The organism is Intestinimonas sp. MSJ-38 (assembly GCF_018917925.1).
Classification (GTDB): Bacteria; Bacillota; Clostridia; order Oscillospirales; family Butyricicoccaceae; genus Pseudobutyricicoccus.
In genome coordinates, this window is record NZ_JAHLPO010000003.1 from 158,139 (window position 1) to 183,531 (window position 25,393).

A 25,393-nucleotide genomic window follows, 5' to 3' on the forward strand; every position below is an offset into this window, starting at 1 on the left:
TGTGTTTAAGAAAGGTTCCTTCTGTGAAGAATAAAGGATAACGGGAAGCGGTTGTCTGCCGTCTTCCATATCATTGGGAACAGGGAGGAACAAGATGGAATCCATTTGGTCTCAAAGCTGCACCATTCCCCAGCGTCAGCCCCTGACGGGGGATCTGGAAGTGGAAGCCGCCGTGATCGGCGGAGGTATGGCGGGGATCCTCACCGCCTTTTTGCTGCAGGACATTGCCCTGGACTGATCCCGGCCGCCCAGCATCAATGATCCCGGGCGGCGTCGGCTTTGGTGGGATGGACGGTGCCCCGGGGATGATGGGGCGGCGCATAAATGGAGGATAGCTTCAGAGGACAGGGACCCGCATTGCGGATGTTGTGCCAAAGACCGGCCGGTATGAAAATGCCGCAGCCTGGGGTCAGATACCGGCGTATGTTCAGATTTTCCGGCCGGTCTCCCAGGCAGACCAGAGCCCGACCCTGCTCCACACGGATGAATTGGTCGGTGTCCGGGTGAGTCTCCAGCCCCACTTCGCTTTGCGGGAGAATGTGCATCAGGGTCATCTGCAAAGAGTCTCCCGTCCAGAAGGCGGTACGGAAATTCCGGTTTTGTACGGCTGCTGCTGCGATGTTGGCGGCAAAGGCCCCTGGCCCGTGATCTGCATTGCATGGGCCACCGCGGCCTGGGTAAAAGTGGTGAGGATTCATAGAATCGGCTCCTTTTTTGTGATGGATATCCTATTCTATGTGTCTTTCACCGGAAAGTGCATGGCCCGATAAAGCAAATAGCCCCCAGACTGTCGAAAAACCTATATAACGAAAAGGGTCGTCCGCCCTACCCCTATCAATCCGCAAAAAGCCGCGACCTGTGCGTGGCTTTTTGCACTTCTCAAGGGGCAAGTGTGCGCCAAAGGCGTGCATACGGCCCCTTGCAAAAACTCGAAAAAGTGGCCTAAGCCACTTTTTCGACAGTCTGAGCCCCCAGACGGTTTGTACCGCCTGGGGGCTGTGCGTATTGGGGAGAAGAAAGGATCAGCCGATGTTTTTGACGATCCGGCTGACGGCCTCCTTGATGTTTTCGGGAGAGGTGGCCAGGTTCAGACGGATGAAGGAGCCGAAACGCTCGCCGCCGAACCATTCGCCGTAATCCACGGCCAGACGGCATTTGTTCTGGATCAGCTCCTGGGTTTCATTGGGCTTGACATAGGCCCCCAGGTCCACCCACTGGAGATAGGTGCCTTCCAGGGGAGAGACCACCGCTTCCGGCAGCTTTTCGGCCAGGGTTTCTTCTACATACTGGGCGTTTTTGTGGATGATGTCAATGACTCCTTCCAGCCAGGGGCGTCCGCCGCCGAAGGCCGCGGCCACCGCCACATAACCAAAGGCATTGCCGCCGCGGATGCGCAGAGCGGCAAGGAAGTCATCGTATTCCTGACGGAGCTTTTCATCCGGGAGGATGACGAAGGAGTTTTTGCATCCGGCCAGGTTGAAGGTCTTGGAGCCGGCGGTGAGCACCACCAGCATATCGGTGTAGCCGGGGATGTTGAGAATTTCGGTGTGTTCATAGCCAGGCATAATCAGGTCGTGATGGATCTCGTCGGCCACCACGAACACCTGGTGCTTGCGGCAGATGGCCAGCAGCTGCTCCAGCTCTTCCTTTTTCCACACCCGGCCCACCGGATTGTGGGGAGAGGAGAGAATGAAGAGCTTGACCTTGTTGTCTACGATCTTCTTTTCAAAGTCGGCGTAGTCGATGTGGTAAACCTTGTCTTTCCGCACAAGATCGCAGGAGATCAGCTGGCGGCCGTTGTCCCGGATGGCGTCCAGGAAGGGATAGTAAACCGGCGTGAGCACGATGATGCCGTCGCCGGGCTTGGTCTTCATGTTCACATACCAGTTGATGGGGGAGACCACACCGGGGGAAAACCGGAGCCACTGTTTTTCAATGTGGCAGTGATGGTATTTTTCTTCCCAATCGATGAAGTTCTGATAATAGGCGTCGGGCACTTTGTAGTAGCCGTAAATGCCGAAATCGGCATACTCCCGGGCGGCTTTCCGCACGCATTCGGCCGCCATGAAATCCATGTCGGCCACCCACAGGGCCATCAGGTCATTGTCGCCAAAACGGGCGTCCATGCTGTCCCATTTGCTGCAGTCGGTGCCGACCCGATCCACATATTTGATCTCTTCCATTCCCATCGCTCCTTTATTTCATAAGATAGTATCTTTATCATATCACTCCCCACTTTTCTGCGCAAGGTGGCGTTGTGAGATTTGCCGGGTTGACGGAGGAAAGGGGCGGGGATATACTGGGAGAAATGAGGGAGGGATGGGTATATGGAGATGCTGCTGGGGCTGCTGGTGATGGCCGTGCTCACGGGGCTGGATATCTGCAAGGCCCTGTGGGGGTTTGGGTGGGGGCTGTTCTGCGCTCTGTATGCCCTGGCCGTTTTGGCGTTTGTGGGGCTGAATGTTATTCCTTGCTGGGAAAAGCCCCTGTTTTCCCGGCTGCATATCATGCTGGGCGGCGCCAGACTGGCCCGTCTTTCGGCTTTTTGTCTGACGCTGGGGCTGCTGGCCGGAGGCTGGTGCCTGTTCTCTCTTTTTCCCCGGCGGGGGCTGGAGGTCGGCTGGCTGCCGGTGACCATTCATGTGCTGGTGCTGCTTTTGTGGTGCGGTCTTGCGGCTTTGGGCGGTTTTGTGCGGATGTATCTGACCTCGGTGCAGATGGGCATCAAATGGCGGGTGCTCTTTCTGCTGTTTTGGTGGGTGCCCTTTGTGAATCTGGCTCTGGCCGGGAAGATATGCCGCCTGGTGCGCCGGGAATATGATTTTGAAACGGCCAAGCAGGAACTGAATGTGGTGCGCCGCCAAAATGAGGTATGCAAAACCAAATACCCCATTTTGCTGGTGCACGGGGTCTTTTTCCGGGACCGGAAGTATTTCAATTATTGGGGACGCATCCCTGGGGAGCTGAAGCGGAACGGGGCGGAGATCTTTTATGGAAATCAGCAGTCAGCAGCGGCCACGCCTCAGTCGGCCCAGCAGCTGAAAGAGCGGATTTTGGAGGTCTGCCAGGAGACGGGCAGCGAAAAGGTGAATATCATCGCCCATTCCAAAGGCGGGCTGGAGAGCCGGTGGGCGGTGAGCCAGCTGGGTATGGCCCCGTATGTGGCCTCCCTGACCACCATCAACACCCCCCACGAAGGCTGCACCTTTGTGGACTGGCTGCTGGAAAAGATGCCCAAGTCTCTTTGCCGTTTCCTGGCCCGGCGGTATGATGGGGCTTTGCGTCGGCTGGGGGACGAAAATCCGGATTTCATGGCGGCCGTCACCGATCTGACCCACAAACGGTGCATGGAGCTGGGGGAGCAGACCCCTCCGCCGCCGGAAGTGTTCTGCCAAAGCGTGGGCTCCCAGATGAAGAACTGTTTCAGCGCACCCTTCCCGCTGAATCTGTGCTGGCTGCTGGTGCGCTTTTTTGAAAAAAACAACGACGGGCTGGTGGCGCTGGAGGCCATGGAGTGGGGGGAGCGGTTTCAGCAGGCCCGATCCCCTTCCCTCCGGGGCCTGTCCCATGGGGATATGATCGATTTGAACCGGCAGAATATTCCCGGTTTTGATGTGCGGGAATTTTATGTGGAGCTGGTGAAAGATCTGAAAGCCCGGGGGTTTTAAGGGGCGGTCAGGTGTCTGCATATTTCCGATTGAAACAAAGAATCCCCGGCGCAGGACTGCGCCGGGGATTGCTTTTTCACTCAGGTCTGGAAACGGTGTACAAATCCAGGTTCTGGATTAGTACTGCTGGGGGTTCTGGCTGGTGGGAACCTGGGTGTTCATCACAGAGGAGGGGTTGCTGGCCAGGGTGTTTTCGGCGTGCATGATCATCTTCTTGACCATCTGGCCGCCCACGCTGCCGGCCTGGCGGGAAGTCAGATCACCGTTGTAGCCCTGCTTCAGGTTGACGCCCACTTCCTTGGCGGCTTCCATCTTGAAGTCATACAGAGCGTCCTTGGCGGCGGAATTCATGTTGGAATTGCTAGACATAATCAAACTCTCCTTTTTTATTTCAAAATGTTTTTTTCGCTTGGGGTTACAGCCATAGTTTGCGAGGAAGAGCAAAAAATATGAAAAGAAAAAAATGCCATCTGGCCGCTGAGGGACAGGAAATTTTCTCCGGGCGTACTTGCAGGATATGGGCACAAGGTGATATAATTTTTTGAAAAGAAATGAAAAGAAATGGCGAGCCCATGAGCGCCGGGGTGAAAAGAGAGGGTATACCATGAACTTTTTGCTGGAATTTTTTGAAGAGCTGGATGAATTGGTCTATATCTCCGATCCGGAGACTTATGAGATCATCTATATGAACCGGCTTTTGCGGGAATCCTTAGGCTATACCCACGAAAAAGAATATCTGGGCAAGAAATGCCATCAGGTTCTTCAGGGCATCGAATCCCCCTGCTTTTTTTGCACCAATGCCGCCCTGGAGCCTGGCCAGATGATCTCCTGGACCTATAAAAACCCGGTTCTGAACAAACGCTATCTGATCAAAGACAGTATGTTCGAACACGAAGGAAGAAAATACCGCATCGAAATCGCCATTGATATTGATGGGGAAGTGGTGCGCAAAACGCCTTATTATTATGCCCGCATCGAAAGCATTCTCAGCAAGTGCTTCCAGCAGGTTTTTACCACCACAGATCCGGAACGGTCCTTGGAAAAGGTGCTGGCCTATATCGGTAAGGCCTTCTCCTGTGACCGGGTTTATGTGTTTGAGCGCAATGGCTCTGCGGTCAGCAACACCTATGAATGGTGTGCCGAGGGCGTCAGCCATCAGAAGGATATCCTGCAGAATATACCTGTGCAAAGCGTGCAGTGGATGTTTGATCTGATGGAAGAAGGCCAGATCGTCACCATTTCCGATCTGGAGAGCATCCGTGTTCCCCATCCGGCGGCCTATGCCATTTTGAAGCCCCAGGATATTCATAGCCTGGGGCAGGGCCCTATCTGGGATGAAGGGAAAGTGGTGGGGTTTCTGGGAGTGGACAATCCCAATGAGGAAACCGTCTCCCTCATTCCCCCATTGTTCAAAGTGCTGGGTTATTTTGTCACAACACTTCTTCGGCGCCGGGACCTGCTGCGTAAACTCAATGCCCTCAGCTTCCAGGATAGCCTTACCGGCGCTTATAACCGCAACGCCATGTTTGAGCACAGCGCCAGCCTGGGGAAAAAGGGCCATGTGGGTGTGGTCTATTGTGACATCACCGGCTTGAAGCAGACCAACGACACCATGGGCCACAACGCCGGGGATGAGCTGATCCGCTATTGCTATCAGTTGATTGCCGGTGTGATGGAAACCCCTTGGGTGTATCGCAGCGGCGGCGATGAATTTGTGGCTGTGGTGGAGGATGTATCCGAAGAGGAATTCCAGAGCCAGGTGGACCGGCTGCGCCAGGCGGCCAAAGAAGGACACCGGCCTGTGGCCATAGGCCATGCCTATTGTGCCGAGGGGATCTGCGATCTGGAAGAGCTGATCCTGCGGGCCGATGAGAACATGTATGAAAACAAACGGGAATATTATAAAGAAAACGGCCGTCACGCCGTCACCTCCCGCCACGGTTTTCAGAGAGAAGAGAGCGATCAGGGCCTTTCCACCATCTGCCCGGCCCTGGGCACGGCGGACAGCCTGTTTTATCAGTTCCTGCGCACCACTTATCACGATATGGAGTTTTTGTTCCGCTCCATCTCCCAGCAGAATACCGCCAGCTATTTTTATTTTGGCGATATGCAGAAGGATCTGTTTTATATTTCCGACAATATGCGGGATGAATTCGGGTTTGAAAGCAATGTGGTGCCCGGATTGCTCCAGGCCTGGGGCGATCGGATCCTCCAGGAAAAGGCCCGGGAGATTTATTTTAAAGAGTTGAAGTCCATTTTGCAGGAAAAGCGGGAAGTCCACGATCTGCGCTACCAGGTGAAGGGCCGGGATGGACGGCATATCTGGGTCCGCTGCTATGGTATCCTGAAATGGAACGAGGACAAGACACGGCCTTTGTTTTTCTCCGGCCGGATCACCCACCAGGATACCGCTTTTGTGGTGGACCCGGTGACCAATTTTCCCCGGGAATCGGCCTTTTTCAGCCGATTGGACCGGGCCAAGGCCGAAGGGGAGAAGCTGCGCACCATCGGCTTTGCCTTTAACCATGTTGCCGAGATCAACAGCACCCGGGGCCGCAGTTTCAGCGATCATCTGATCAGCACCATCGCCGGGGAGCTGAACCATCGCCTGTCCGACCGGGTGGCATTTTACCGTCTGGAAGGGATGCGCTGCGCCGCCGTCATCGATCCCCAGTGCCAGGAAAGTCCCTGGCAGCTGGCCGGAGAGATTCGCCAGGTGATCACCGAAGGCTATCGGCTGATGGGCATTTCGGTGCGCACGCCCAGTTCCTTTGCACTGATGGATTATCCTCAGGGCTCCTTGATGCCTGCTGATTTTCTGGAACAGCTGGTCTCCCTCAGCCGGGTGGCCAAACAAGATACTTCCCACATGCTGGTGGAATATTCCGATGTCAGCATCCAGAAAATGCGCCATATGTCCAACATGGCCCTGGCCCTCAGCCGGGATGTGCTGCAGGGAATGGTGAATTTCCGGATCGTGGTGCAGCCGGTAGTATCGGCCTACACCGGGGAGGCCATCGGCGGCGAAGTGCTGCTGCGATGGAATTTTGAGGGGAAAGATGTGTCTCCTGCCATTTTCGTGCCCATGCTGGAAAAGGAAAAGATAATCCATCTGGTGGGACGCTGGGTCTTTGAACAGGCGGTATGCACCTGTATGCGCCTGGTGGCCTATCGGCCGGATTTCTATCTCACCTTTAATGTGAGCCTTCATCAGATGGAGGACGATACTTTCCTGGACTTCATGCGGGACACCTTGGAAAAATACCAGGTGAGCGGGGAACATCTGGTGGCCGAAATGACCGAAAGCTCCATGGATGAGCAGCCGGAAAAGCTGTATCATTTTGTGGAGGCCTGTGAGAAAATGGGCATCCGCATGGCGCTGGACGATTTTGGAAGCGGCTATTCCTCGCTGCGGATGCTGCTCCAGTATCCCTCGGCCATCATCAAGCTGGATCGGTCCCTGCTGGGGGAAATGATCGAGTCGGAGAAAAAAAGCGACTTCATCTCCAGTATTGTGTACGCCTGCCACCGTTTTGGCAAAAAGGTGTGCATGGAAGGAGTGGAGACCGAAGAACAGAACGGCCTGATCCAGGAGGCCGGATGCGATATGATTCAGGGCTATTATTATCATCGGCCCATGGAAGTGGACTCCCTTTACGGCCTTTTGGCCCAGGAGCAAAAAAATCAGGAGAAATCGGCGCCTGAGCCAGTGGAAATGTAGGCCGGAGGAAAGGAGATCAATCCATGTTTGATGCAGATCTGGGGCTAAAAAAAGGCTCCTTGCTCAAGGAGGTCACCGGGAAACGATGCACTGTATTTTCCCATCACAATCTATTTTTGTTTTTGGGGAAGCTCAGTTCCCACGACGATCACCAGGACCAATTGGTGTTGGAACGGTATGATGGGGACGAGATGGAAGGGTTTCTGGTGGCTTCCACACCTCTCAAGCTCCATGTCCCTCTGAACAATGATACCCTGGGAGTGGTGGAGGGGCAGGTGAGCCAGTGGAGCCGGGAATTCCTGGTGCTGGATGTGTTCACAGCCGTGAAGAAAAACGAAAGCCGGGCCTATTTCCGTCAGAATGTGGGTCGGGCCGGGTCGGTGGAACGGGTCAATGGTCAGAAAGCCGGCCATCGGTGTACCGTGGTGGACATCAGCGCCACCGGTGTGGCCATCACCTGCCGCCAGGATTATGAGGTGGGGGATCTGCTGGAGTTTTCCCACCAGCGTTTCCGCCCCGGCGGACCGGAGCATCAGCTGAAGTGCCGGGTGGCCCGGAAGGGCCCCACCCAGGAGGATCTGCGCTTTTACGGATGCCAGTGGGTGGAGTTGTCCCCCAAGGCCGAGGAGAAATTGTTTCAGGAAGTGTTTGCCATACAGGCGGCAGAGCTTCAGAAAACGCGGGGACGCTAGATCGAGGAGAACTCAGGGAACGGGAAGGGGAGGCCCTTATGTCGGACAAGGAAAAAGAGAAAGAATTGCTGCTGATGCAGCTGCAGGGCGAAGGAGATGTGTTTGAAACCATCTATGGCTTTTTCCAAAGCTATCTGACCATGGGGGATGAGGAGGAAGCGCTTTCCTATCTTTCCCCGCGGTTCCACGGCATCGGCATCAGGGAATCGGAGGTGGCCATCGGCCGGGAAGAGTTTCGCCAGATGTTCCGCCAGGAGCGGCAGATCTTGCCGGAACCGGTTTATTTCCGTTTGGAAGGCTGGGAGCAGAATACTGTCGCCCCAGGATTCCATGTGTGCTTTGCCCATATGGAAGTGTGGACCATATCTCCCCAGGGAGAGGAAGCCACTTACCGGGTGCGCATGAGTGCGACCCTCCACCGGGAAGGAGAGGGGGACGCCAGCCGGTATGTGATCGACGGGGTGCATCTGTCGGAGGCCAGCCGCAGACAGGAGGAGGGAGAGATCTTTTACTTCCGTTTGGCGGAAGAAGGGGCGCAGCTCAGCCGCCAGGTGGGGCAGGAGCTGCAGCGGATCGTCTCCCAGGTGATGCCCGGCGGCATCGTGGGCTCCTATGCCGAAGAGGGGTTCCCTTTTTATGTGGCCAACCAGAAGATGCTGCGGATGATGGGATATGACAGCTTCCCTCAGCTGATGGAAGAAACCGGCGGGCTGATGCTGTCGGTGGTTCATCCGGAGGACCGGGAGTTTGTGGTCAATGCGGTGAACAACAGCTTCCGCACCGGGGAACAATACGAGATCCAGTACCGCTTGTGCCGGAAAGATGGCAGCTGCATCTGGGTCCATGACATTGGCCGGAAGACGGTGGACGGAGAAGGCCGGGGGGCCATCATCAGCGTCGTCATTGATATCTCCCAGCAGGTGAACACCAAAAACCACCTGGAAAAAGAACTGGCTTTGGATTTTCTCACCGGGGTACGGAACCGGAAAGGGGGAGAAGAACAGATCAGCCGGATGCTGCAGGAAAAGCCGGATTATCTGTTTGTGATGATCGATCTGGACAATTTCAAGCAGGTCAATGACAGCTATGGCCACGATCAAGGGGATCGGGCCCTGCAATATGCAGCTGGGGAGATGGAGGCGCTTTTCCCTGAGCCCGCTGTGGTCTGCCGTCTGGGTGGGGATGAATTCATCATTTTTGTGGGTGCATCCTCCCAGGTGGAAGAGACACGGGAAAAGCTGCAAAAGCTGCTCTGCTGCTATGTGCGCAAAATGGAAGAGTGTTGGCCTTTGGCCCATTCTACTATTTCGGCCGGTGGGGTTTACGGGGACCAGCCCATGACTTTTGCCCAGCTTTACAAAAGGGCCGACCAGGTGCTCTACCAGGTGAAGCAGAAAGGTAAGGGCCGTATTCAGCTGTCGCCCGCTGAAATATTCCGGGACTTCTGTGCAGTTTGATGGCGAAAACTGGGCAATGTGCACAAAGCTTTCAGGAAGTTATACGGAAATATGTTATAACATCGGTTCCCGCTGTTGCGGCGAGCCGGGAAAAAGTGTTAAAATACTTCCAGGATCTTTCCCGATCCGGCCCAGGAGGTTTTCCCCGGGGCCGGATTTTTCATGGAGCGGGGGAGCGCCCCCATAGAGAGGAGTTTTAGCGTGAAAAAGCAGCAAAAGGACATTTTGGTCATTGGTTTTGCCCTCTTCGCCATGTTTTTCGGAGCGGGGAACATGATCTTTCCTCCCAAACTGGGCCTCCAGACCGGCTCCCAATGGGCCGTGGGCTTTTTGAGCTTTACCTTTGCCGATGCCGGATTGGCCCTTCTCACCATCCTGGCCATGATCCGGGGCACCGGTTCTTTGGAGGGCATCACCCGCCGTGTGGGCTCCTGGGCCTCCACCTTGCTGGGGGTCAGTGTCTTCCTGTGCCTGGGGCCTTTGATGGCCATTCCCCGCACCGCCGCCAGCACCTTTGAGCTGGGCGTGGCCCCGCTGCTGAACACCGAGGCCCGGGTGCCCTTTGCCCTGGTGTTTTTCGCTCTGGTGTTCCTGCTCACCGTCCGGCCTTCCAAGGTCATCGATATCATCGGCAAATTCCTCACCCCTGCTTTGTACATAGCCCTTCTGGTGATGATCATCCGGGGCATTACAAACCCGGTGGGATCGGTGGTGGACACCGGCGCTTCGGCCGTCTTTGCCGAGGGCTTGAAAGCCGGATACCAGACCATGGATATGTTTGGAGCCATCATCTTTACGGTGCTCATCACGGCCACTCTGAAAGAGCGGCATTATGAAGGAAAAAATGCCCTGCGGGTCACGATGTTTTCCGGCATTGTGGCCGCTGTGGGCCTGACCATCGTCTATGGCGGCCTGGCCTATCTGGGAGCCACCGGTTCGGGGGTCTATGAGCAAAGCATCGGCCAGACCGCGCTGCTCATCCGCATCATGGAAACCACCATGGGCCACGGCGGCCTGATTCTGCTGGCCATTGTGGTGGCTCTGGCCTGCCTTACCACCGCCATCGGCCTCACTTCGGCGGCGGCCAGCTATTTCTCCGGTTTGACCCGGGGAAAGGTGAGTTACAGCGCTTTTGTCACCATCATCTGTGTGTTCAGTGCCGCGGTGTCCAATTTCGGCATCGACACCATTGTCAGCTTCTCCAGCCCCATCCTGACGGTGGTTTATCCCGCTGTGCTCACCCTGGTGGTCCTCAGCTTTTTCGACAAGAAGATTCACAACGACTGGGTTTTCCAGTTTGCCACCGCCGGGGCCTTTGTCATCAGCCTTCTGGAGGTGCTGTCCGGGTACATCCCCTCGCTGGATTTTGTCATGAAGCTGCCGTTGTCCTCTCTGGGCTTCGGCTGGGTGCTGCCTGCGGCCATTTGCGGATTGTTGGGCGCTTTGCTGGGCAAAAACCGAGGGGTGAAACGCCAGGAAGCGGCCGGGGAATAGGAGCTCAAAGAAAATGGATTGTTATGTGAAAGTGGAAGAGGAAGGCCGCCGGAGACTCCGGAAGTCTGAGGGGAAGGGTGAGCCTTCCCCTTTTCTGCTGCTTATGGATCGGGAAGAGTGGAAACAAAAACGAGGGGACTACCTGAAAGGGGAGGAACCCCTGGGCGGCCGGGGCCCCAGCCGCTGCTGCAAAGTCGAGTGGGCAGGCGACTGCCTGACCGGGGTGCTGCGGGTGCCGGAGATAGAGAAGGCCGGCGCTTTCCGTCTGGGGATGGGGTTCTGTCTCCTGCCGGACAGGCTGGTGCTCATTGGAGAAGAAGGGGATGTGAAAGGCTGGGTGGAAGGCCGTCTGCCTGCGCTGCGCCAGCTGCAAAGCCCGGAACATCTGCTGCGGGAATTGCTGGAAGGGCTGATGGGAGAGGATCTGCTGCGCCTGTCCCAGCTGGAGGAAAAGCTGGAGGAGCTGGAAGGCTCCATGGAAAAGGCCGATCCCAATACCTTTCTTCGGGCCCTGGCCCGGTACCGGCGCAAGCTGTCCCGGCTGGGAGCCTATTATACCCAGCTCACTGCCGCGGGAGAGCAATTCCAGGAGGGCAGTGAGGAGGAACTGTGGGAAAAATTCATCGCCCACGCCCAGAGGCTTCAGGATCATGTGGGGCTGCTGCGGGAAGATCTGCTGCAGCTGCGGGAATTGTTCCAGGCCCTTCAGGATGCCCGGCAAAATCGGGTGATGGGGCTGCTCACCGTGGTCACCACTTTGTTTCTCCCTCTCACGCTGCTCACCGGCTGGTATGGGATGAATTTTGCCCGAATGCCCGAGCTTCAATGGCGTTATGGTTATCTGGCCCTGATCGTGGTGGCCGGAGCCCTTGTGGCGCTGGAAGTGGCTTTTTTCATAAAGAAAAAGTTTTTTTGACTTTACTCCCCCTTTTCCGGTATAATCGAAGTATTGATGGGAAAAGGGGGACCTTTTTTGATGAAATGGATGCGCCGGGGCACAGCCCTGGTTTTGGCTTTTTTGCTTTCGGTGGCGGTGCTGGCCGCCGGAGGCGGAGAGAGTCTTGTGACACTGTCGGTGTTGCGGAAAGAGTATCTGGACACCGTTTCGGAAAAGGCCCGGCAGAAGGCTGCCAGCCTGGAGCAAAAGGCCAATGCCTATCTGGAAGAAAAGACCCAGGAGACCGAAGATGCCTTGCTCTCCCAGGCGGCAGGGCCGCTGCTGGATGCGGTTTTGGCCCAGGTGGGAGAAAAAGGCCGGATCGTGGAACTGAATAAGGGCGATACTGTGACAGGGCCTTTGGGGGCCGGGTTCGTCATGCGGGAAGGCACGGCGGAAGTCACCGGCACCGAAGTGGTGAATGTCACCGCGGGAGGCACCCGGCCTGGAGGCTGGGTGATCGCCCGGAACATCTATTATATGATCCCGCAGAATGACCAGAGCGGCATCCGTATCACATCGGATACCGCCCGGGTGCAGCTGCTGGATGGGGCCGCAACCTCCCAGGATACGGTGGATGGCTACCAGGTCCAGCACCTGGCTTACGCCCAGGCCCTCAGCGTGATGGGGCTGTTCAAGGGCACCGATGTGGGCTTTGAGCTGGAGCGGGAGCCCACCCGGCTGGAATGTCTGATTATGCTCATCCGGCTGCTGGGTGAGGAGCAGGCCGCCCTCTCTTATGAGGGGAGTCATCCCTTTACCGATATCACCGGATGGCAGGCTGCCAACCGGTATGTGGCCTATGCGGTGCATATGGGCTATACCAACGGGGTATCGGCCACAGAGTTTGCACCCAACCAGCCCTGCAATGCGGCCACTATGTATACCTATGTGCTCCGGGCGCTGGGTTACAGCGACAAACTGGGAGATTTTGTGTGGAACAGCACCGATCGGGTGATGATGGTGCAGACCGGGATTCTGACCCAAAGCGAGATGGAGACCATCCAGCGGGGGATTTTCCGCCGGGATCAGGCCGCCTTTGTGCTGTGGCGCAGCCTGTCCGCCGCTTTGAAAAACTCCGATGTGACTTTGGTGAGCAAACTCATTGCCACCGGCGCCGTCACCCAGGCCCAGTATGACCAGGCCCGGCAGAATGTGCCCTCGTAGAGGGAAAGGAGACGAGATATATTGAATGAAAAAAGAGATACCCTTCAGAGGGCATCTCTTTTTTATTAAGGCAGAATACAGACGAGGGGGAGAGCCTCAGGAACTTGTGGCGGGACAGTCACATTGCGCTGCCATGCGAAGCAATCGCACTACGGCTTGTTGTGTGCAATTCGGTCGCAGGTTGTCACGCTGCGGTAGAGCGGGTGATATTGCGCACCCAGGTGCGGGAGCGGAAACGGAGCAGGCCCCAGATCATCTTGACGGCATCCTCCACCAGACAGGGCAGGAGCACCAGGATGATGGGCAGATGGAACACCAGAGCCAGCAGGGCAGTGGCCGGGAGACACCAGATCCACAGCGGGCCGATGTCGATATACATGGCCGCCCGGGTATCGCCGCCGCCCCGAAGCACGCCCACTACACAGGTGGTGTTGAACTGCATGGGAATGGCCCGCAGAGCATAGAAGGCGATGATGGCCGCGGCGATATCCTTGGTGCTTTCCGGGATATTGAAGAAGGGAGTCACCACCTGGGAGGCGATCAGCAGCAGAGCACAGGCGGCAAAACCGCTGCACAGTGCTACTGCCAGAAGGGTCTTGCCCATGGAATAGACCCCTTCGGTTTTCCCGGCTCCCAGCTCCCGGCCGATGAGCACGGCCGCAGCTCCGGCCACGCCGAAGGCAAAGACATTGGCGATGTTTTCCACATTCCGGGAGATGGTGACGGCGGCCAGCACATCGGTGCCCATCCGGCCATAAATGGCGGGGAGCAGGGAGGTGCCCAGGCCCCACAGGGTCTCATTGACCACCACCGGAGTGGCATAGTGGACAAAATCCCGGGTGAGTGTTTTGCCTGGCCGCATAGCGCAGGAAAGATCCAGACGGAAATGACGGCAGCGGGCACAATAGATCAAAGTGAAAAGCAGTTCCACGCACCGGGCCGTGACAGTGGCGATGGCAGCGCCCTCCATGCCCAGTTTGGGTGCGCCGAATTTGCCGAAAATAAGCACATAGTTCAAAAAGGTATTGATGACCATGGCGGAAGAATAGATGTAAAGTCCCAGCTTGGCATTGCCCATGCTCCGCTGGGCCCCCACATAGACCTGGGTGAAGATGTTGATGGGGTAGGCCCAGGCCACAATGCGCATATACCGGATGCCCAATTCCGCCGCCGCCGGGTCATTGGTGAAGATCCCCACCAGCACCTGGGGGAAGAAGAAGGCAAACAGGGAAAAGGCAGTGACCAGAGTGAAGGCGGCAAAGAAGGAGATGCCCATCACACGGCTCACCGTTTTGTGGTCACCCTTGCCATAATATTGGCTGATGAGCACGCTGGCCCCGCTTTGAAAGCCAAAGACCATGAGCATGATGACAAAAAAGGAGGAATTGACCACCGAGGCTCCGGCGATCTCATTTTGCCCCACCGCTCCCAGCATCATGGTGTCGGCCAGGGCCAGGGAATAGTTGATCAGGTTCTGCAAGGCAATGGGCAGAGCCAGATGCAATAGCTCCCGGTAAAACTGCCGGGGTTGACGGAAAACATGCAGCATACATCACTCTCTCTTTCTCTTCTCTTCCGGATTCTCACACCTCCTCATTCTACCATAGTTCTCTCCCCTTGACTAGGCGCTGAAAGCATCGGGGGAGAGGCCGTTGGCCAGGGGGAAAACAGGGGCCGACTGGGGCAGATATAAATTAAGAAAGTTGTAAGAACTTTTTGATATCGGCCTCCAACTTTTTGATATCGGCTTCCATCTAAAGGATACAGCCCCGGAAAAAGGGCTGAAATAAGGTACAAGAAATTGAAACAGCTGGAGGTATAAAGGGATGAGCGAACATGAATTGCCTGTACAGGAACCGATTTCTTCCCCGGAAGGGACGGAAATCAAGAAAACTCAAGAGGAACAGGCCATAAACGAAAAGGCCCCGGAGAAACAGGCCGTGGCGAAAGAGCCGGAAAAGAACAAACAGAAAGGCCTGCTTTCCAAAAAGAAACCCTCAAAGCCTCAGGAGGAAAAAGGCCCCCGGCGGAATAAATTTGCCGGAAAAGAGAAAAAGCGCCTGCCCCGCTGGATTTCCCGGGTGGTGATCCTGGCGGTGGTGGCGGCCGGCGTGGGTGGACTTGCTGTTCTCTTTCCCCGGCTTTTGCACAAGGAAGAGAATGAGGAAATTGCCACCGGTATGGTTTCCCGGGGCTCCCTGGTGCAGAGTGTTTCAGGCTATGGCACCGTACGCCCCTTGAAAGAGGCCAAATACGGCGACAAGGCCCGGGGCAAAGTCACCGAGGTCTTTGTCCAGCCGGGGGACAAGGTTCAGCCGGGGGATGTGCTCTTTACCGTCGATCCCTCGGAACTGATGGATGAACTGAAAAACGCTCAGGAGGAAGTGGCCACCGCTCAGGGACGGGTGAAGGAAGCCCAACAGGCCCTCTCTTCCCTCACCACCGCCGCTCCCTTCCAGGGCAAGCTGGTGGGCGCCCCCTCTTTGCGGGCCGGGCAGCAGGTTTCCCAGGGCATGAGCCTGGGCAAGCTCATCGATGACCGTACCCTGACCCTGGCCGCCTATTACAGCTATGCTTATGAAAACCAGATCACTTCGGGTATGCGGGCGGTGGTTTCTCTCCCCGACAGCATGACCCAGGTGGAAGGCACGGTCCAATCGGTGGACCACATCCGCAAGGTGCAGGATGGAGCGGTGCTCTTCCGGGCCAATATCACCATCCAGAACCCGGGCACTCTGGCCGCCGGAGCCGTGGCCGCCGCCAGCATCCCCACGGCCCAGGGGGAGATCATGCCCGCCGAAACCGGCACATTGCAAAATGCCCGGGAAGAAGAGATCACCCTTCAGGGGGAGGGCAAGGTGACCGCCTCGTCCCTGATGGACTACGGCGAATATGCCGCCGGGCAGACCCTGGTGCGGCTGGAAAATCCTTCGCTGCACACCGCCATTGAAAACGCCCAGAAAGCCTATGACCTGGCGGCCCAGAAGGCCGCCCAGCTGGAAGCCGACCTGGGCAGCCGGGAAGTGCGCACCGAGATCGGCGGCATGGTGTCCTCGGTGTCGGTGCAGGTGGGGGACAAACTCACCGCCGCGGGCACACCCCTGGTGGCCGTGTCCGATACCTCCTCCTTCCTGGTGGAAGCCAACATCGACGAGCTGGATATCTCCAAGGTCTCCCTGGGGATGCCGGTGGAGGTGACCACCGGCGAGGGCACCCAGAGCGAAAACACCCTCAGCGGCACGCTGATCGAGGTGGCCATGGAAGCCAAGGTGGGAGAAGGCAGCACAGCCGCCACCTTCCCAGCCAAGATCGCTTTGGAGAACGACGGCAAACTGCTGCCCAATATGAGCGTCAGCTATAAGATCAACACCACCTTGGTGGAAGATGCTTTGCTCATCCCCTCCCAGGGCGTGATCTATCAGAATGGCGGCGTGTGCGCCTTTGTGCGGGAGGAGCCGGGGAAGGAGTATCCCAACCGGGCCCAGGATGTGCCCAAGGACACCGTGCCCAAAGGATTTGTGCCGGTGACCATTGAGATCGGCATTGCCGACGACAAAAACACCCAGGTGCTGGATGGCCTTTCCGAAGGGGAAGAGATCTATATGACCTCTCAGCCTCAGGAGGAAGAAGGGGAGATGGAGGGCATGGCCTTTGGCGTCGCTGCACCCTTCGCCTGGGGGAGGTGACAGGATGCTCATTCGGTTGGAAAATATCCGCAAAGTCTATAACGAAGGCAAGGAAAGTGAAGTGCGGGCCTTATGGGATGTGAATCTATCCATTGACCACGGGGAGTTCACCGCCATCCTGGGCCAGTCCGGTTCGGGAAAATCCACCTTGATGAACATTTTAGGCTGTCTGGACACCCCCACCTATGGGGAATATTGGCTGGATGGGGAGAATGTATCCCTCATCCCGCCCCGGCGGCTTTCGGCCATCCGGAACAAAAACATCGGCTTTATCTTCCAGGGCTTTAACCTGATTCCCGCCCTCACCGCCCTGGAGAATGTGGAATTGCCCCTGATCTACCGGGGGATGAAGGCGGGGGAGCGGCGGCAGCTGGCCCTCAGCGCCCTGGAGGAAGTGGGGCTGGGAAAGCGGGTGCATCACCGGCCGGTGGAGCTGTCCGGCGGCCAGCAGCAGCGGGTGGCCATCGCACGGGCCATGGCGGCCAAGCCTCCCATCATCATGGCCGACGAGCCCACGGGCAACCTGGACACCAAGGCCGGAGCCGAAGTGATGGGCAAGCTGTGCGCCCTCAATGACGAGGGGGCCACCATTCTGCTCATCACCCACGATATGCACCTGGCCGATCTGGCCAAACGGGTAGTGCGCATCATGGACGGCCAGTTGGTGGAGGATTCCATCACCCCTCAGGATAAGCGGGAGCCCCTATTGCGGGAGGTGGGACGAGCATGAAATTTTTCCAGGCCTTTTCCATGGCCCTCAAATCCATACTGCAAAACAAAATGCGTTCCTTTCTCACCATGCTGGGCATCATCATCGGTGTGGGATCGGTAACCACTCTGGTGTCGGTGATGCAGGGCACCCAGCGCCAGGTCATGGAGGAATACAAAAAGATGGGGGTCAACACCATCAGCGTCGGCTTTTATGAGGGGCGGGACATTTCCAGCGATCTGCGGGAGTTTTGCCAATCGGTACCCAAACTGATCGCCGGAGTGACCCCCAACACCAGCCAGAACCTGAAATGCCGGTATAAGAACAAAAACTGGAGCACCACCATCTATTTCGGCAACGAGGATTTCGGCCTGTGCCAGAACTACCAGCTGGAGAAGGGGCGGGAGCTGTCTTACAGCGACCTGTATAACCGATTGCCGGTGTGTGTCATCGGCTCGGCGGTGCGCCAGCAGCTCTTCGGCCTGGAAGATCCCATCGGCAAACAGGTGCGGGTGGGAAGCGTCAGCTGCACGGTGGTAGGCCTTTACAAAGAACGGGCGGAGAGCAAACAGTGGAGCCCGGACGATGCGGTGCTGCTGCCCCAGACGATGCAGCGGACCATCACCGGCTCGAGAAACATCGAGAGCTATACCGTCAAAGCCAACAGCTCAGAGGCCACCAAGGCCGCCATCCCCTTGCTGGAAGGGTTTCTGAAAAAGCAGGCCAAGGCCGACGGCAACTACAATGTCTATTCCAACAACCAATGGATGGAGGAGGGCAACCAGATGACCGATATGCTCACCTTGGTGGTGGGCGGCATTGCAGGCATTTCCCTGCTGGTAGGCGGCATCGGCATCATGAACATCATGCTGGTGTCAGTGTCGGAACGCACCCGGGAAATCGGCATCCGCATGGCCATCGGCGCGCCCCGCCGGGCCATTGTGGCTCAATTCCTCATCGAAGCGGCCACCATCAGCGCCTGCGGCGGTGTTCTGGGGCTGCTGGTGGGCAGCCTGGGCTCGGCTCTGTTGTCCGCCGCCATCTTCGAACGCATCGACCTGCCCACTCTTCCGGTGGCCCTGGGAGCTTTCCTGTTTTCGGTGCTGCTGGGGATGTTCTTCGGCTTTTATCCGGCAGGCAAGGCCTCCAAAATGCAGCCGGTGGATGCGCTGCGCAGCCAATAACCAAAATTTCGGGGCGGCTCCAAATCCGCGCGGGAGCCGGTTTGTCCCCTTTGTTTGTCGCCGGGGCGCACGGCGGGAGAAATTCCTTATGAAGAAACGATACACCCGATTTCTGGCAGGGCTTCTGACCCTTTGCCTCCTCTGGCCGGGGGCGCTGCCTCCCCGGTCCCGGGCTTTTTCCGATATCCCCCAGGTTTCCCAGAGCCTGGCCGCCGAAAGCCTGCGGTCTTTGGGGATTCTGGCGGACAGCCCCACTTTTCAGCCGGGGAGCAGCCTGACCCGGGCCCAGTTCTGCAAAATGGCGGTGCTGGCGGCGGGATTTGAAGGGGAAGCGGCCTACCAGGGCTATACCATTTACCCCGATGTGCCCGCCGGCAGCTGGTATGCTCCTTATGTGTACGGGGCGGTGAAAAAATACAAGATCATTCAGGGCTATCCCGATGGCCGGTTTGGTCCCGAGGAACCCATTACCTATGGTCAGGCGGTGACCATTCTGCTGCGGCTTCTGGGGTATTCCGGAGAGGATCTAGGGGCCTTCTGGCCCCGGGATGCTCTGGCCAAAGGGGAACAGGTGGGGCTGTGTCGCACTCTTTCCGGACTGAGCCCCAATGGCCCCATTCCCCGGGGCCAGGCGGCCATCCTGCTCTATAACCTTTTGACCCTGCCCACCAAAGAAGGGGGCAGCTTCCTGAGTCAGGGCTTTGCGCCGGGAGAAGGACAGATGCTCTATGCCAAGGACAAGGAAGGGAAGGAGAGCCTGTTTTCCCTGTCCGGGGAGGCCCAGCGCCTGTCTGCACCCTTGCCCGAAAATTTACTGGGAACCATGGGCACACCGGTAGGGGATAAAAGCAAGTCTGGAAAGGTAAAGGGCTTTTTGCCTGCCGCTTTGTCCTTCCGGGAGGAAACGGTGAAAAAGGCGGGACTGAACAAGCTGGAGATCACATCCGGTTCCCTGCCTGTGGGCAAGGGAGTGAAGATCTTCTCCCTGGGCCAGATGGCCGAATACCAGCAGGGCTTTCTGGATCTGCGGGAAGGGGCCCGGGTACGGCTTTATTTTGACAGCCGGGGAGATTTGCAGCTGATCTATGAAATGACCCAGGAAACGGAGACCGACACCTTTGTCTATGGGGCCTCCGACCGGGCTTTGCCCCAGAATGCAAAGCTGCTGCTGGGCGGCCATGCCATGCCCTTTGACAAGCTGGAAAAATACGATGTACTCACCTATTCCCCGGAAGAGGGAGGATATCTGGTGAGCCGGGACCGGCGGCTGGTGCTGCTGGAAGAGGCCGGGCCTATTTATTCCGCACCGGAGCGCATCCGGGCGGGGGGCAAGGAATACACTGTGCCCCAGAGCGCCGCCGGGTTCTTTGAAAAGGTGCAGGTGGGGCAGCTGGTGCTGCTTTGCTTTGACACCCGGGGCCAGGTGGCTGGGGCCTTCCCCCAGGGAGCGGCGGCTCCCAACACTGTGGCCTTGCTTCAGAGCCTGAGCAAGGATGGCAAAGTCACCCTTCGTCTGCCCAGTGGGGAAAAATGGGAAGGGGACGCCACCTTTGACGGCTACCCCCAGATCATCGCCAACCAGGAGATCGTCTCATCTCTCTTCAAAGAAGAGGGGCGGCTGGTGCAGGTGACCCAGAACAGCCGGGGCCAGCTGGTGCTGCGGCACCTGGACTACCAAAATGCCCTGGCCGGGGAACTGCGCAAGAGCCAGAGAACCCTGGGCCAGCGGGAAATTGCCAAAAATGTGGCCCTCTATGAGCAGCCTGCTCCTGGGATGCCTTTGCGGCCCATCACCTGGGAGAGTTTGCCCGAGACCCTGGCCAAAAACCGGGTGATCCATGCCCGGGAGGATGCCGCGGGATGCATTGACTTGCTGGTGCTGGACAATGTGACCGGAGACGGCTTCCTCTATGGCCTGGTGAGCCAGTACAAGAGCGAGAAGGTCATCATTCCCGGTGACGGCCCGAAGTACGACGATCAGGGAAAGCCCATTCCCGGTACCGGATCTTCTGACCTGACCCGTACGGTGTACACCCTCCGTCTGCGCACCAAGGACGGAACGAAGGAGATCACTTCTTTCTATCCCTGCGGGGATATGGGAACGACTGCGGCGCCTGGCGCTGTGGCCGTGGCCCTGACGCCGGCGGCAGAGGATGGAGAAGCACGGCTGACGGTGGCTTTCTCCACACCGGGCAAGCGGCTGCAGAAGGCGGCCACGGTGAGCGAGGACAAGTTTGACAGCCGCCTGGGTGTGCGCATCGGGGATGTGTATGTGCCTATCAGCGAAAGTGTGCAGATCTATGCACCCAAGCTGGACCGGTTCCTCACCCTCCCGGAAGCCCGTATGAACTTCAAACAGTTCGATCTGTATTGTGATACAGATCCCCTCCAGGGAGGCCGTGTGCGCATCATCATTGCAGCGTGATGCTGCACCCAAACTGCGCTGCCGCGCTAGGCAATAGAACCAAACCGAACACAAAAGGCCTTCCTTTGGGAAGGCCTTTTTTCATGCACCCTGCCAGGATCGCACCCTGGCCCCTTCCGGGGCTCGCCGCCAGCCCCGGAATACCCAGGCACAGCAGCCCATACAGCCTGGGAGAGTATGGCCGCCCTACCCCTATCAATCCGCAAAAAGCCGCGACCTGTGCGTGGCTTTTTGCACTTCTCAAGGGCGGGGCGCCCCGCTGGTCCGGTGGCCGGACGGCCATACTTTCTTTGCTTTTCTGCGTACAACCGGCCCGGCGCGGGAGCGCAGTATGGGAGCGGAGGCACTCCGCCAGCCCCTTGCAAAAACTCGAAAAAGTGGCCTAAGCCACTTTTTCGACACGCTCACCCCAGCGCAAATGCGCTGGGGTGTTCTTGTTTTGACAGCCGGTGGAGAGGCCAGGGAAGGGAAAATAGGATGGACTGCTCACGATACCCACATATTGAGATTTTCTATAATTTGCAGGAAAAACTATCAAATAAAACAAAATGAATAAAAGCGAAAAATTCCGATTTTTGTTGTGGGAAAGTGAATGGAAGTGGAGAAAAGAGAAGAAGCCGCCCGGCGGTGCGAGGAATACCGGAGCATGGGCTATGCTTGCTCTGAGTCGGTGTTTCGGGCTTTGGCTCAGGTATTTGACATTCCGGTGAGCCGGGAGCTTTTTATAACCATATGGACAGGTGCACCCATTCAGGCCATACCCCACTCGGCCCGGTGATGGTGACGCTGGTGCGCTCTGCCATTTCACTGGTGAAGAAGGGAAGTGAGCAGGGAAACGATGAGCAGCAAAGCTGTCAGTCGTTTGCGCATCGGCTTTTCCTCCTTTTTTCGTTGGCGTTGGGAAGAGCGGGGATGCAGAGTAATTTCCGGATATTTCCGTCTATTTACTATATCATACCATAAATGAATATTTTGGTAAAGTACAGTATTTTCCTGTCACAGATGCCCAAGTGGGGAGGAGAGGGGATCTGACGGCGGACTCCCACAAGAGGGGGCGTGATATGATGCAAAAAAATTAAAAATGAGCCTTGGGGCAGGGTTGACAAGTGTGTATAATTATGCTATTTTTAGCATAAAGAAACAAAACCCTACAGGGAGGATACGATAAAATGAAACCGGAAATTCTTTTTCTCAAGCAGGAAGATGTGATCAAGGCCGGGCTGCTGGATATGAAGATGGTGCTGGCCGAAACCGAAAAAACCTTCAAAATGATCGGTCAGAATCAGATCATCAATCCCACCAAGGTCTTTATGGGTATGCCCAGCAATGAAAACTGGGATTCTTATTGTATGTCCATGCCCGCCTACATCGGCGGCGATGTGGACACCGCCGGATTCAAGTGGGCCGCCGAATCCAAGGCCAACGCCCAGTTGGAAGGGGTGCCCTATGGCATTGATATTGTCATTCTGTCCGATCCCAAGACGGTGTTCCCCAAGGCCATTCTGGACGGCACCATCACTACCGCCATGCGTACTTCGGCTACCGCCGGTGTCATGGCCAAATACAATGCGCTGAAGGGCACCAAGGTGGCCTGCCTGGTGGGCGCCGGCGTCATTGGCCGCACCATGATCATGGCTATGATGGAGGCTGTACCCACATTGGAAGAGATCCACATGGTGGATCTGGTGAAGGAGAAAGCCGAAGGCCTGGCCAAGGAGTTTGATGGCAAGATCAAGGTTATTCCCTACACCGATGTGAAGGAAGCGGTGAAGGATGCCCAGCTGCTGGTCACCGAAACCACCTCCCGCAAGCCTTTCATCAAAAAGGAATGGCTGAAGCCCAATATGACTGTCATCCAGATGGAAGGCCAGAGCTGCGAAGAGGGTATTCTGCTCACCGCCGACCGGGTGGTGCTGGACAACTGGAGCCAGATGTCCCATCTGGTGGGCATCCTGGTGCACGAGCTGTACGAGGCCGGGAAGCTGAAAAAAGAGGATATCGTGGAGCTGCCGGAAATGGTCAATGGCGTTCAGGTGCGCCAGAATGAGGATCAGTTTGTCTATTGCGGCAGCGCCGGTGTAGGCAGCGTGGACATTGCCATCGCCGCCAAGCTCTATGAGAACGCCAAGAAAATGGGCATCGGCCAGAAGCTGAATCTGTGGGATAACCCCCTGTGGGTCTGATTTGCATTTTCCATACAAAGAAAGAGAACCCCGAAAACCGAAAGGTTCATGTTTATAGGTACACAATGTGACCTATGGGGCAGACCGGACGGTACAGGGCACGAAAAAATAGGTCGAGGGAATTCCCCTCGACCTATTTTGGTCCTGTCAAGATTTATGCGCAAAATTATTTGCAGGCTCGGCTGAGTGAAGTCAGCCGGCAATAGAGGCGTCGTCCATGACCGCCTTCAGGTGCTTCATGCGCCACCAAAACAGCAACATTTTCGTACTCTCCGCCCCAGTTGCGGCGCAGGTAGATGCCGTCAACATAGACATACGGATAACGCCCGCCCTGCAAGGGACGGTTTCGCCAGTCCTCGATGTGGACATAGGCTTTCTTGTTCAGCTCGCTGATGGTGGCGGGCGAGACCTTGCTGCCCCTTGATAATTTCCTCATTCAGCTGTACAATTTTTTTCGGACATAGTTTGCTGTCTCCTTTCAGAATGGTGTGTCGTGACTTCATTCTAATCAAAGAAATAGCTGATTGTGCGTTAAAAATGATAACGCAATGGTTCGTTGCGGCGGTTCCTGCTTGCGTTGGTAGAAACAGAACGCCTTATTTGCTATGATTTTCTAAAAACAATAGTAGGAGGAAACTTCATTATGACCCTCGGAGAGAAAATACAAAAATTAAGAAAGCAGCGCGGACTTTCCCAAGAGGCGCTTGCCGAAAAGGTAATGGTTACACGGCAGACCATTTCAAAATGGGAATTGGGACAATCAACCCCCGATATGGATTTTATAGCTCAACTTAGCGACATTTTCAATGTGTCCTCTGATTACCTCATTAAAGATGAAATGGTTGAACCAGCTGAGCTGCCATATAAGAAGCGTAGTTACCACTTATCCGAAAGAGGCAAGCGTATTATTTTGGTAGTTGTTTCTGCGGCAGCTTTAATCGCTGGATATGTGTGCTTGATCTGCGACTATTTTACTTCCGACAGATTATCGTGGTCATTGATTGCTGTTGCTTCAATTATAGCTACATGGCTTATGTTGCTTCCAAGTCTGATTTCCAGAACAAAAATCGTTTTGAAAACCTTAGTTGTAGTCAGTGCTATCCCTTTTCCACTACTGGCAATATTGTCTTTGCTTTTGAAAAAGTCCGTTATATTCACACTGGGCATTTGCATAACGCTGATTGTGATTGCTGCAATCTGGACAATGTATATAATTTTCCGCAAGTGCAGAAAAAACTTGTGGCGGGCATTTGGCTTTGCCCTGCTGGCTTTAATACCAGCGCCGATTGCAATTATTCATATTTCAGCTTGTTTTTTTCCGCAAGTCCAGTTTGATTTTACATCTGACATATTCAACAGCGGGTTCACCCTTGCACTTTCTCTTGTGTGCTTTGGGGTAGATTATTTGCTCTATCATAGGAAAGGGGACATAACAGGCAAAAAATGAAAACAGTTCTTCTCCACGGATTGGGACAAACAGCACAAGACTGGAAAGATGTAGTCTGTCAACTTTCAACTTCTAATGTTGAGTGTCCAGAACTTTTTTCTTCAATGGAAAATGAAATATCCTACTCCCGGATTTTGGCTAATCTTGAACGGCAGTATTCTGATGCAACAGAGCCGCTTTATATTTGTGGCCTATCGTTAGGGGCGTTGCTTGCCCTCGACTTTACTATTCGTCATGGGGATAAAGTGGCTTCGCTGGTCTTAATCGGCGCACAATACAAAGTACCAACATTACTGATAGATTTTCAAAATCTCTTGTTCCGCTGTATGCCCGCTAAGAGTTTTTACAACATGGGATTATCAAAAAGTGACACAATTAAACTGTCCCATTCGATGCGGTCATTGGATTTTACTTCACAATTAAGCAAGATTACCTGTCCTGTTACTGTTTTGTGTGGAGAAAAAGATAGGGCCAATCTAAAAGCATCGAAAAAGTTAAATGAGTTACTTTCCCAAGCAACTTTGCAAATTGTCAGCGGCGCAGGCCATAAAATTAACAAAGATGCACCAGAAGCTATTGCTGCCATACTTAATATGTAATTAGCATTTTAGACAATCAAATGA

20 protein-coding genes and 1 pseudogene are annotated in these 25,393 nt (G+C 55.9%); 16 read left to right on the forward strand and 5 right to left on the reverse strand.

What is annotated here, in order from left to right; all coding sequences use genetic code 11:
• Positions 1-94 precede the first annotated feature (94 nt).
• A complete protein-coding gene (locus KQI26_RS03380) occupies positions 95-238 on the forward strand; it encodes a hypothetical protein (protein WP_216503204.1) in 144 nt (47 codons plus the stop codon).
• Between the two features lie 16 nt (positions 239-254).
• On the opposite strand, the gene KQI26_RS03385 is transcribed toward KQI26_RS03380, so the two are convergent.
• Together KQI26_RS03385 and KQI26_RS03390 are read right to left on the reverse strand one after the other, a co-directional pair.
• On the reverse strand, positions 255-698 hold the full coding sequence (locus KQI26_RS03385) for a cupin domain-containing protein (protein ID WP_216503205.1): 444 nt from the start codon (positions 696-698) through the stop codon (positions 255-257).
• A 324-nt stretch (positions 699-1,022) separates the two neighbouring features.
• A complete protein-coding gene (locus KQI26_RS03390; RefSeq protein ID WP_216503206.1) occupies positions 1,023-2,183 on the reverse strand; it encodes a MalY/PatB family protein in 1,161 nt (386 codons plus the stop codon).
• A 144-nt stretch (positions 2,184-2,327) separates the two neighbouring features.
• On the opposite strand from KQI26_RS03390, the gene KQI26_RS03395 reads away from it, so the two are divergent.
• Positions 2,328-3,668, forward strand: coding sequence for a triacylglycerol lipase (locus tag KQI26_RS03395; RefSeq protein WP_216503207.1), 1,341 nt, complete (start codon positions 2,328-2,330; stop codon positions 3,666-3,668).
• Between the two features lie 117 nt (positions 3,669-3,785).
• Here the strand turns inward: KQI26_RS03395 and KQI26_RS03400 are convergent, their stop codons facing one another.
• Positions 3,786-4,037, reverse strand: coding sequence for an alpha/beta-type small acid-soluble spore protein (locus KQI26_RS03400; protein WP_118747718.1), 252 nt, complete (start codon positions 4,035-4,037; stop codon positions 3,786-3,788).
• A 235-nt stretch (positions 4,038-4,272) separates the two neighbouring features.
• Between KQI26_RS03400 and KQI26_RS03405 the strand changes: the two genes are divergently transcribed.
• The 6 genes from KQI26_RS03405 (at position 4,273) to KQI26_RS03430 (ending at position 13,136) form a co-directional block, all read left to right on the forward strand.
• Positions 4,273-7,389, forward strand: a complete 3,117-nt coding sequence (locus KQI26_RS03405) for an EAL domain-containing protein (RefSeq protein ID WP_216503208.1) — start codon at positions 4,273-4,275, stop codon at positions 7,387-7,389.
• A gap of 23 nt (positions 7,390-7,412) precedes the next feature.
• Complete coding sequence (locus tag KQI26_RS03410) at positions 7,413-8,081, forward strand: PilZ domain-containing protein (protein ID WP_216503209.1); 669 nt, start codon at positions 7,413-7,415, stop codon at positions 8,079-8,081.
• 38 nt (positions 8,082-8,119) lie between these two features.
• Entirely contained in the window at positions 8,120-9,538 is a 1,419-nt protein-coding gene (locus KQI26_RS03415) for a diguanylate cyclase (RefSeq protein ID WP_216503210.1), read from the forward strand.
• A 201-nt stretch (positions 9,539-9,739) separates the two neighbouring features.
• The gene (brnQ, locus tag KQI26_RS03420) at positions 9,740-11,032 is read left to right on the forward strand and encodes a branched-chain amino acid transport system II carrier protein (RefSeq protein ID WP_216503211.1); all 1,293 of its coding nucleotides are present in this window, start codon (positions 9,740-9,742) and stop codon (positions 11,030-11,032) included.
• 13 nt (positions 11,033-11,045) lie between these two features.
• Complete coding sequence (locus KQI26_RS03425) at positions 11,046-11,948, forward strand: CorA family divalent cation transporter (RefSeq protein ID WP_216503212.1); 903 nt, start codon at positions 11,046-11,048, stop codon at positions 11,946-11,948.
• 60 nt (positions 11,949-12,008) lie between these two features.
• Positions 12,009-13,136 (forward strand): S-layer homology domain-containing protein, encoded by a 1,128-nt coding sequence (locus KQI26_RS03430; RefSeq protein ID WP_253292654.1) that lies wholly within the window; start codon positions 12,009-12,011, stop codon positions 13,134-13,136.
• Between the two features lie 184 nt (positions 13,137-13,320).
• Here the strand turns inward: KQI26_RS03430 and KQI26_RS03435 are convergent, their stop codons facing one another.
• Complete coding sequence (locus KQI26_RS03435; protein WP_216503214.1) at positions 13,321-14,685, reverse strand: MATE family efflux transporter; 1,365 nt, start codon at positions 14,683-14,685, stop codon at positions 13,321-13,323.
• 277 nt (positions 14,686-14,962) lie between these two features.
• Here KQI26_RS03435 and KQI26_RS03440 point away from each other — a divergent pair, with 277 nt between their 5' ends.
• The 6 genes from KQI26_RS03440 (at position 14,963) to KQI26_RS03465 (ending at position 23,323) form a co-directional block, all read left to right on the forward strand.
• Positions 14,963-16,822 carry an HlyD family efflux transporter periplasmic adaptor subunit gene (locus KQI26_RS03440; RefSeq protein WP_216503215.1) on the forward strand — a complete coding sequence of 620 codons (1,860 nt, stop codon included), beginning with the start codon at positions 14,963-14,965 and terminating at the stop codon, positions 16,820-16,822.
• A gap of 4 nt (positions 16,823-16,826) precedes the next feature.
• On the forward strand, positions 16,827-17,552 hold the full coding sequence (locus KQI26_RS03445; protein ID WP_216503216.1) for an ABC transporter ATP-binding protein: 726 nt from the start codon (positions 16,827-16,829) through the stop codon (positions 17,550-17,552).
• Positions 17,549-18,715 carry an ABC transporter permease gene (locus KQI26_RS03450; RefSeq protein ID WP_216503217.1) on the forward strand — a complete coding sequence of 389 codons (1,167 nt, stop codon included), beginning with the start codon at positions 17,549-17,551 and terminating at the stop codon, positions 18,713-18,715. Before KQI26_RS03445 ends, KQI26_RS03450 begins: the two co-directional genes overlap by 4 nt.
• Positions 18,716-18,803: 88 nt before the next feature.
• Complete coding sequence (locus KQI26_RS03455) at positions 18,804-21,140, forward strand: S-layer homology domain-containing protein (protein WP_216503218.1); 2,337 nt, start codon at positions 18,804-18,806, stop codon at positions 21,138-21,140.
• Positions 21,141-21,732: 592 nt separating this feature from the next.
• Positions 21,733-21,918 carry a hypothetical protein gene (locus KQI26_RS03460; protein WP_216503219.1) on the forward strand — a complete coding sequence of 62 codons (186 nt, stop codon included), beginning with the start codon at positions 21,733-21,735 and terminating at the stop codon, positions 21,916-21,918.
• A 391-nt stretch (positions 21,919-22,309) separates the two neighbouring features.
• A complete protein-coding gene (locus tag KQI26_RS03465) occupies positions 22,310-23,323 on the forward strand; it encodes an ornithine cyclodeaminase family protein (RefSeq protein ID WP_216503220.1) in 1,014 nt (337 codons plus the stop codon).
• 217 nt (positions 23,324-23,540) lie between these two features.
• Here KQI26_RS03465 and KQI26_RS03470 read toward each other — a convergent pair.
• Positions 23,541-23,741 (reverse strand): annotated as a pseudogene (locus tag KQI26_RS03470) (transposase); the annotation flags it as partial.
• Positions 23,742-23,966: 225 nt separating this feature from the next.
• On the opposite strand from KQI26_RS03470, the gene KQI26_RS03475 reads away from it, so the two are divergent.
• Both KQI26_RS03475 and KQI26_RS03480 read left to right on the forward strand, forming a co-directional pair.
• Positions 23,967-24,770, forward strand: a complete 804-nt coding sequence (locus KQI26_RS03475) for a helix-turn-helix domain-containing protein (RefSeq protein WP_216503221.1) — start codon at positions 23,967-23,969, stop codon at positions 24,768-24,770.
• The gene (locus KQI26_RS03480; protein ID WP_216503222.1) at positions 24,767-25,369 is read left to right on the forward strand and encodes an alpha/beta fold hydrolase; all 603 of its coding nucleotides are present in this window, start codon (positions 24,767-24,769) and stop codon (positions 25,367-25,369) included. Before KQI26_RS03475 ends, KQI26_RS03480 begins: the two co-directional genes overlap by 4 nt.
• Positions 25,370-25,393: the final 24 nt, after the last annotated feature.

Excerpts from the sequence above, each read along its gene's own strand:
- KQI26_RS03380 (WP_216503204.1), top strand. The coding sequence starts at position 95 with ATGGAATCCATTTGGTCTCAAAGCTGCACCATTCCCCAGCGTCAGCCC.
- KQI26_RS03385 (WP_216503205.1), bottom strand. The coding sequence starts at position 698 with ATGAATCCTCACCACTTTTACCCAGGCCGCGGTGGCCCATGCAATGCA.
- KQI26_RS03390 (WP_216503206.1), bottom strand. The coding sequence starts at position 2,183 with ATGGAAGAGATCAAATATGTGGATCGGGTCGGCACCGACTGCAGCAAA.
- KQI26_RS03395 (WP_216503207.1), top strand. The coding sequence starts at position 2,328 with ATGGAGATGCTGCTGGGGCTGCTGGTGATGGCCGTGCTCACGGGGCTG.
- KQI26_RS03400 (WP_118747718.1), bottom strand. The coding sequence starts at position 4,037 with ATGTCTAGCAATTCCAACATGAATTCCGCCGCCAAGGACGCTCTGTAT.
- KQI26_RS03405 (WP_216503208.1), top strand. The coding sequence starts at position 4,273 with ATGAACTTTTTGCTGGAATTTTTTGAAGAGCTGGATGAATTGGTCTAT.
- KQI26_RS03410 (WP_216503209.1), top strand. The coding sequence starts at position 7,413 with ATGTTTGATGCAGATCTGGGGCTAAAAAAAGGCTCCTTGCTCAAGGAG.
- KQI26_RS03415 (WP_216503210.1), top strand. The coding sequence starts at position 8,120 with ATGTCGGACAAGGAAAAAGAGAAAGAATTGCTGCTGATGCAGCTGCAG.
- KQI26_RS03425 (WP_216503212.1), top strand. The coding sequence starts at position 11,046 with ATGGATTGTTATGTGAAAGTGGAAGAGGAAGGCCGCCGGAGACTCCGG.
- KQI26_RS03430 (WP_253292654.1), top strand. The coding sequence starts at position 12,009 with ATGAAATGGATGCGCCGGGGCACAGCCCTGGTTTTGGCTTTTTTGCTT.
- KQI26_RS03435 (WP_216503214.1), bottom strand. The coding sequence starts at position 14,685 with ATGCTGCATGTTTTCCGTCAACCCCGGCAGTTTTACCGGGAGCTATTG.
- KQI26_RS03440 (WP_216503215.1), top strand. The coding sequence starts at position 14,963 with ATGAGCGAACATGAATTGCCTGTACAGGAACCGATTTCTTCCCCGGAA.
- KQI26_RS03445 (WP_216503216.1), top strand. The coding sequence starts at position 16,827 with ATGCTCATTCGGTTGGAAAATATCCGCAAAGTCTATAACGAAGGCAAG.
- KQI26_RS03450 (WP_216503217.1), top strand. The coding sequence starts at position 17,549 with ATGAAATTTTTCCAGGCCTTTTCCATGGCCCTCAAATCCATACTGCAA.
- KQI26_RS03455 (WP_216503218.1), top strand. The coding sequence starts at position 18,804 with ATGAAGAAACGATACACCCGATTTCTGGCAGGGCTTCTGACCCTTTGC.
- KQI26_RS03460 (WP_216503219.1), top strand. The coding sequence starts at position 21,733 with ATGGAAGTGGAGAAAAGAGAAGAAGCCGCCCGGCGGTGCGAGGAATAC.
- KQI26_RS03465 (WP_216503220.1), top strand. The coding sequence starts at position 22,310 with ATGAAACCGGAAATTCTTTTTCTCAAGCAGGAAGATGTGATCAAGGCC.
- KQI26_RS03475 (WP_216503221.1), top strand. The coding sequence starts at position 23,967 with ATGACCCTCGGAGAGAAAATACAAAAATTAAGAAAGCAGCGCGGACTT.
- KQI26_RS03480 (WP_216503222.1), top strand. The coding sequence starts at position 24,767 with ATGAAAACAGTTCTTCTCCACGGATTGGGACAAACAGCACAAGACTGG.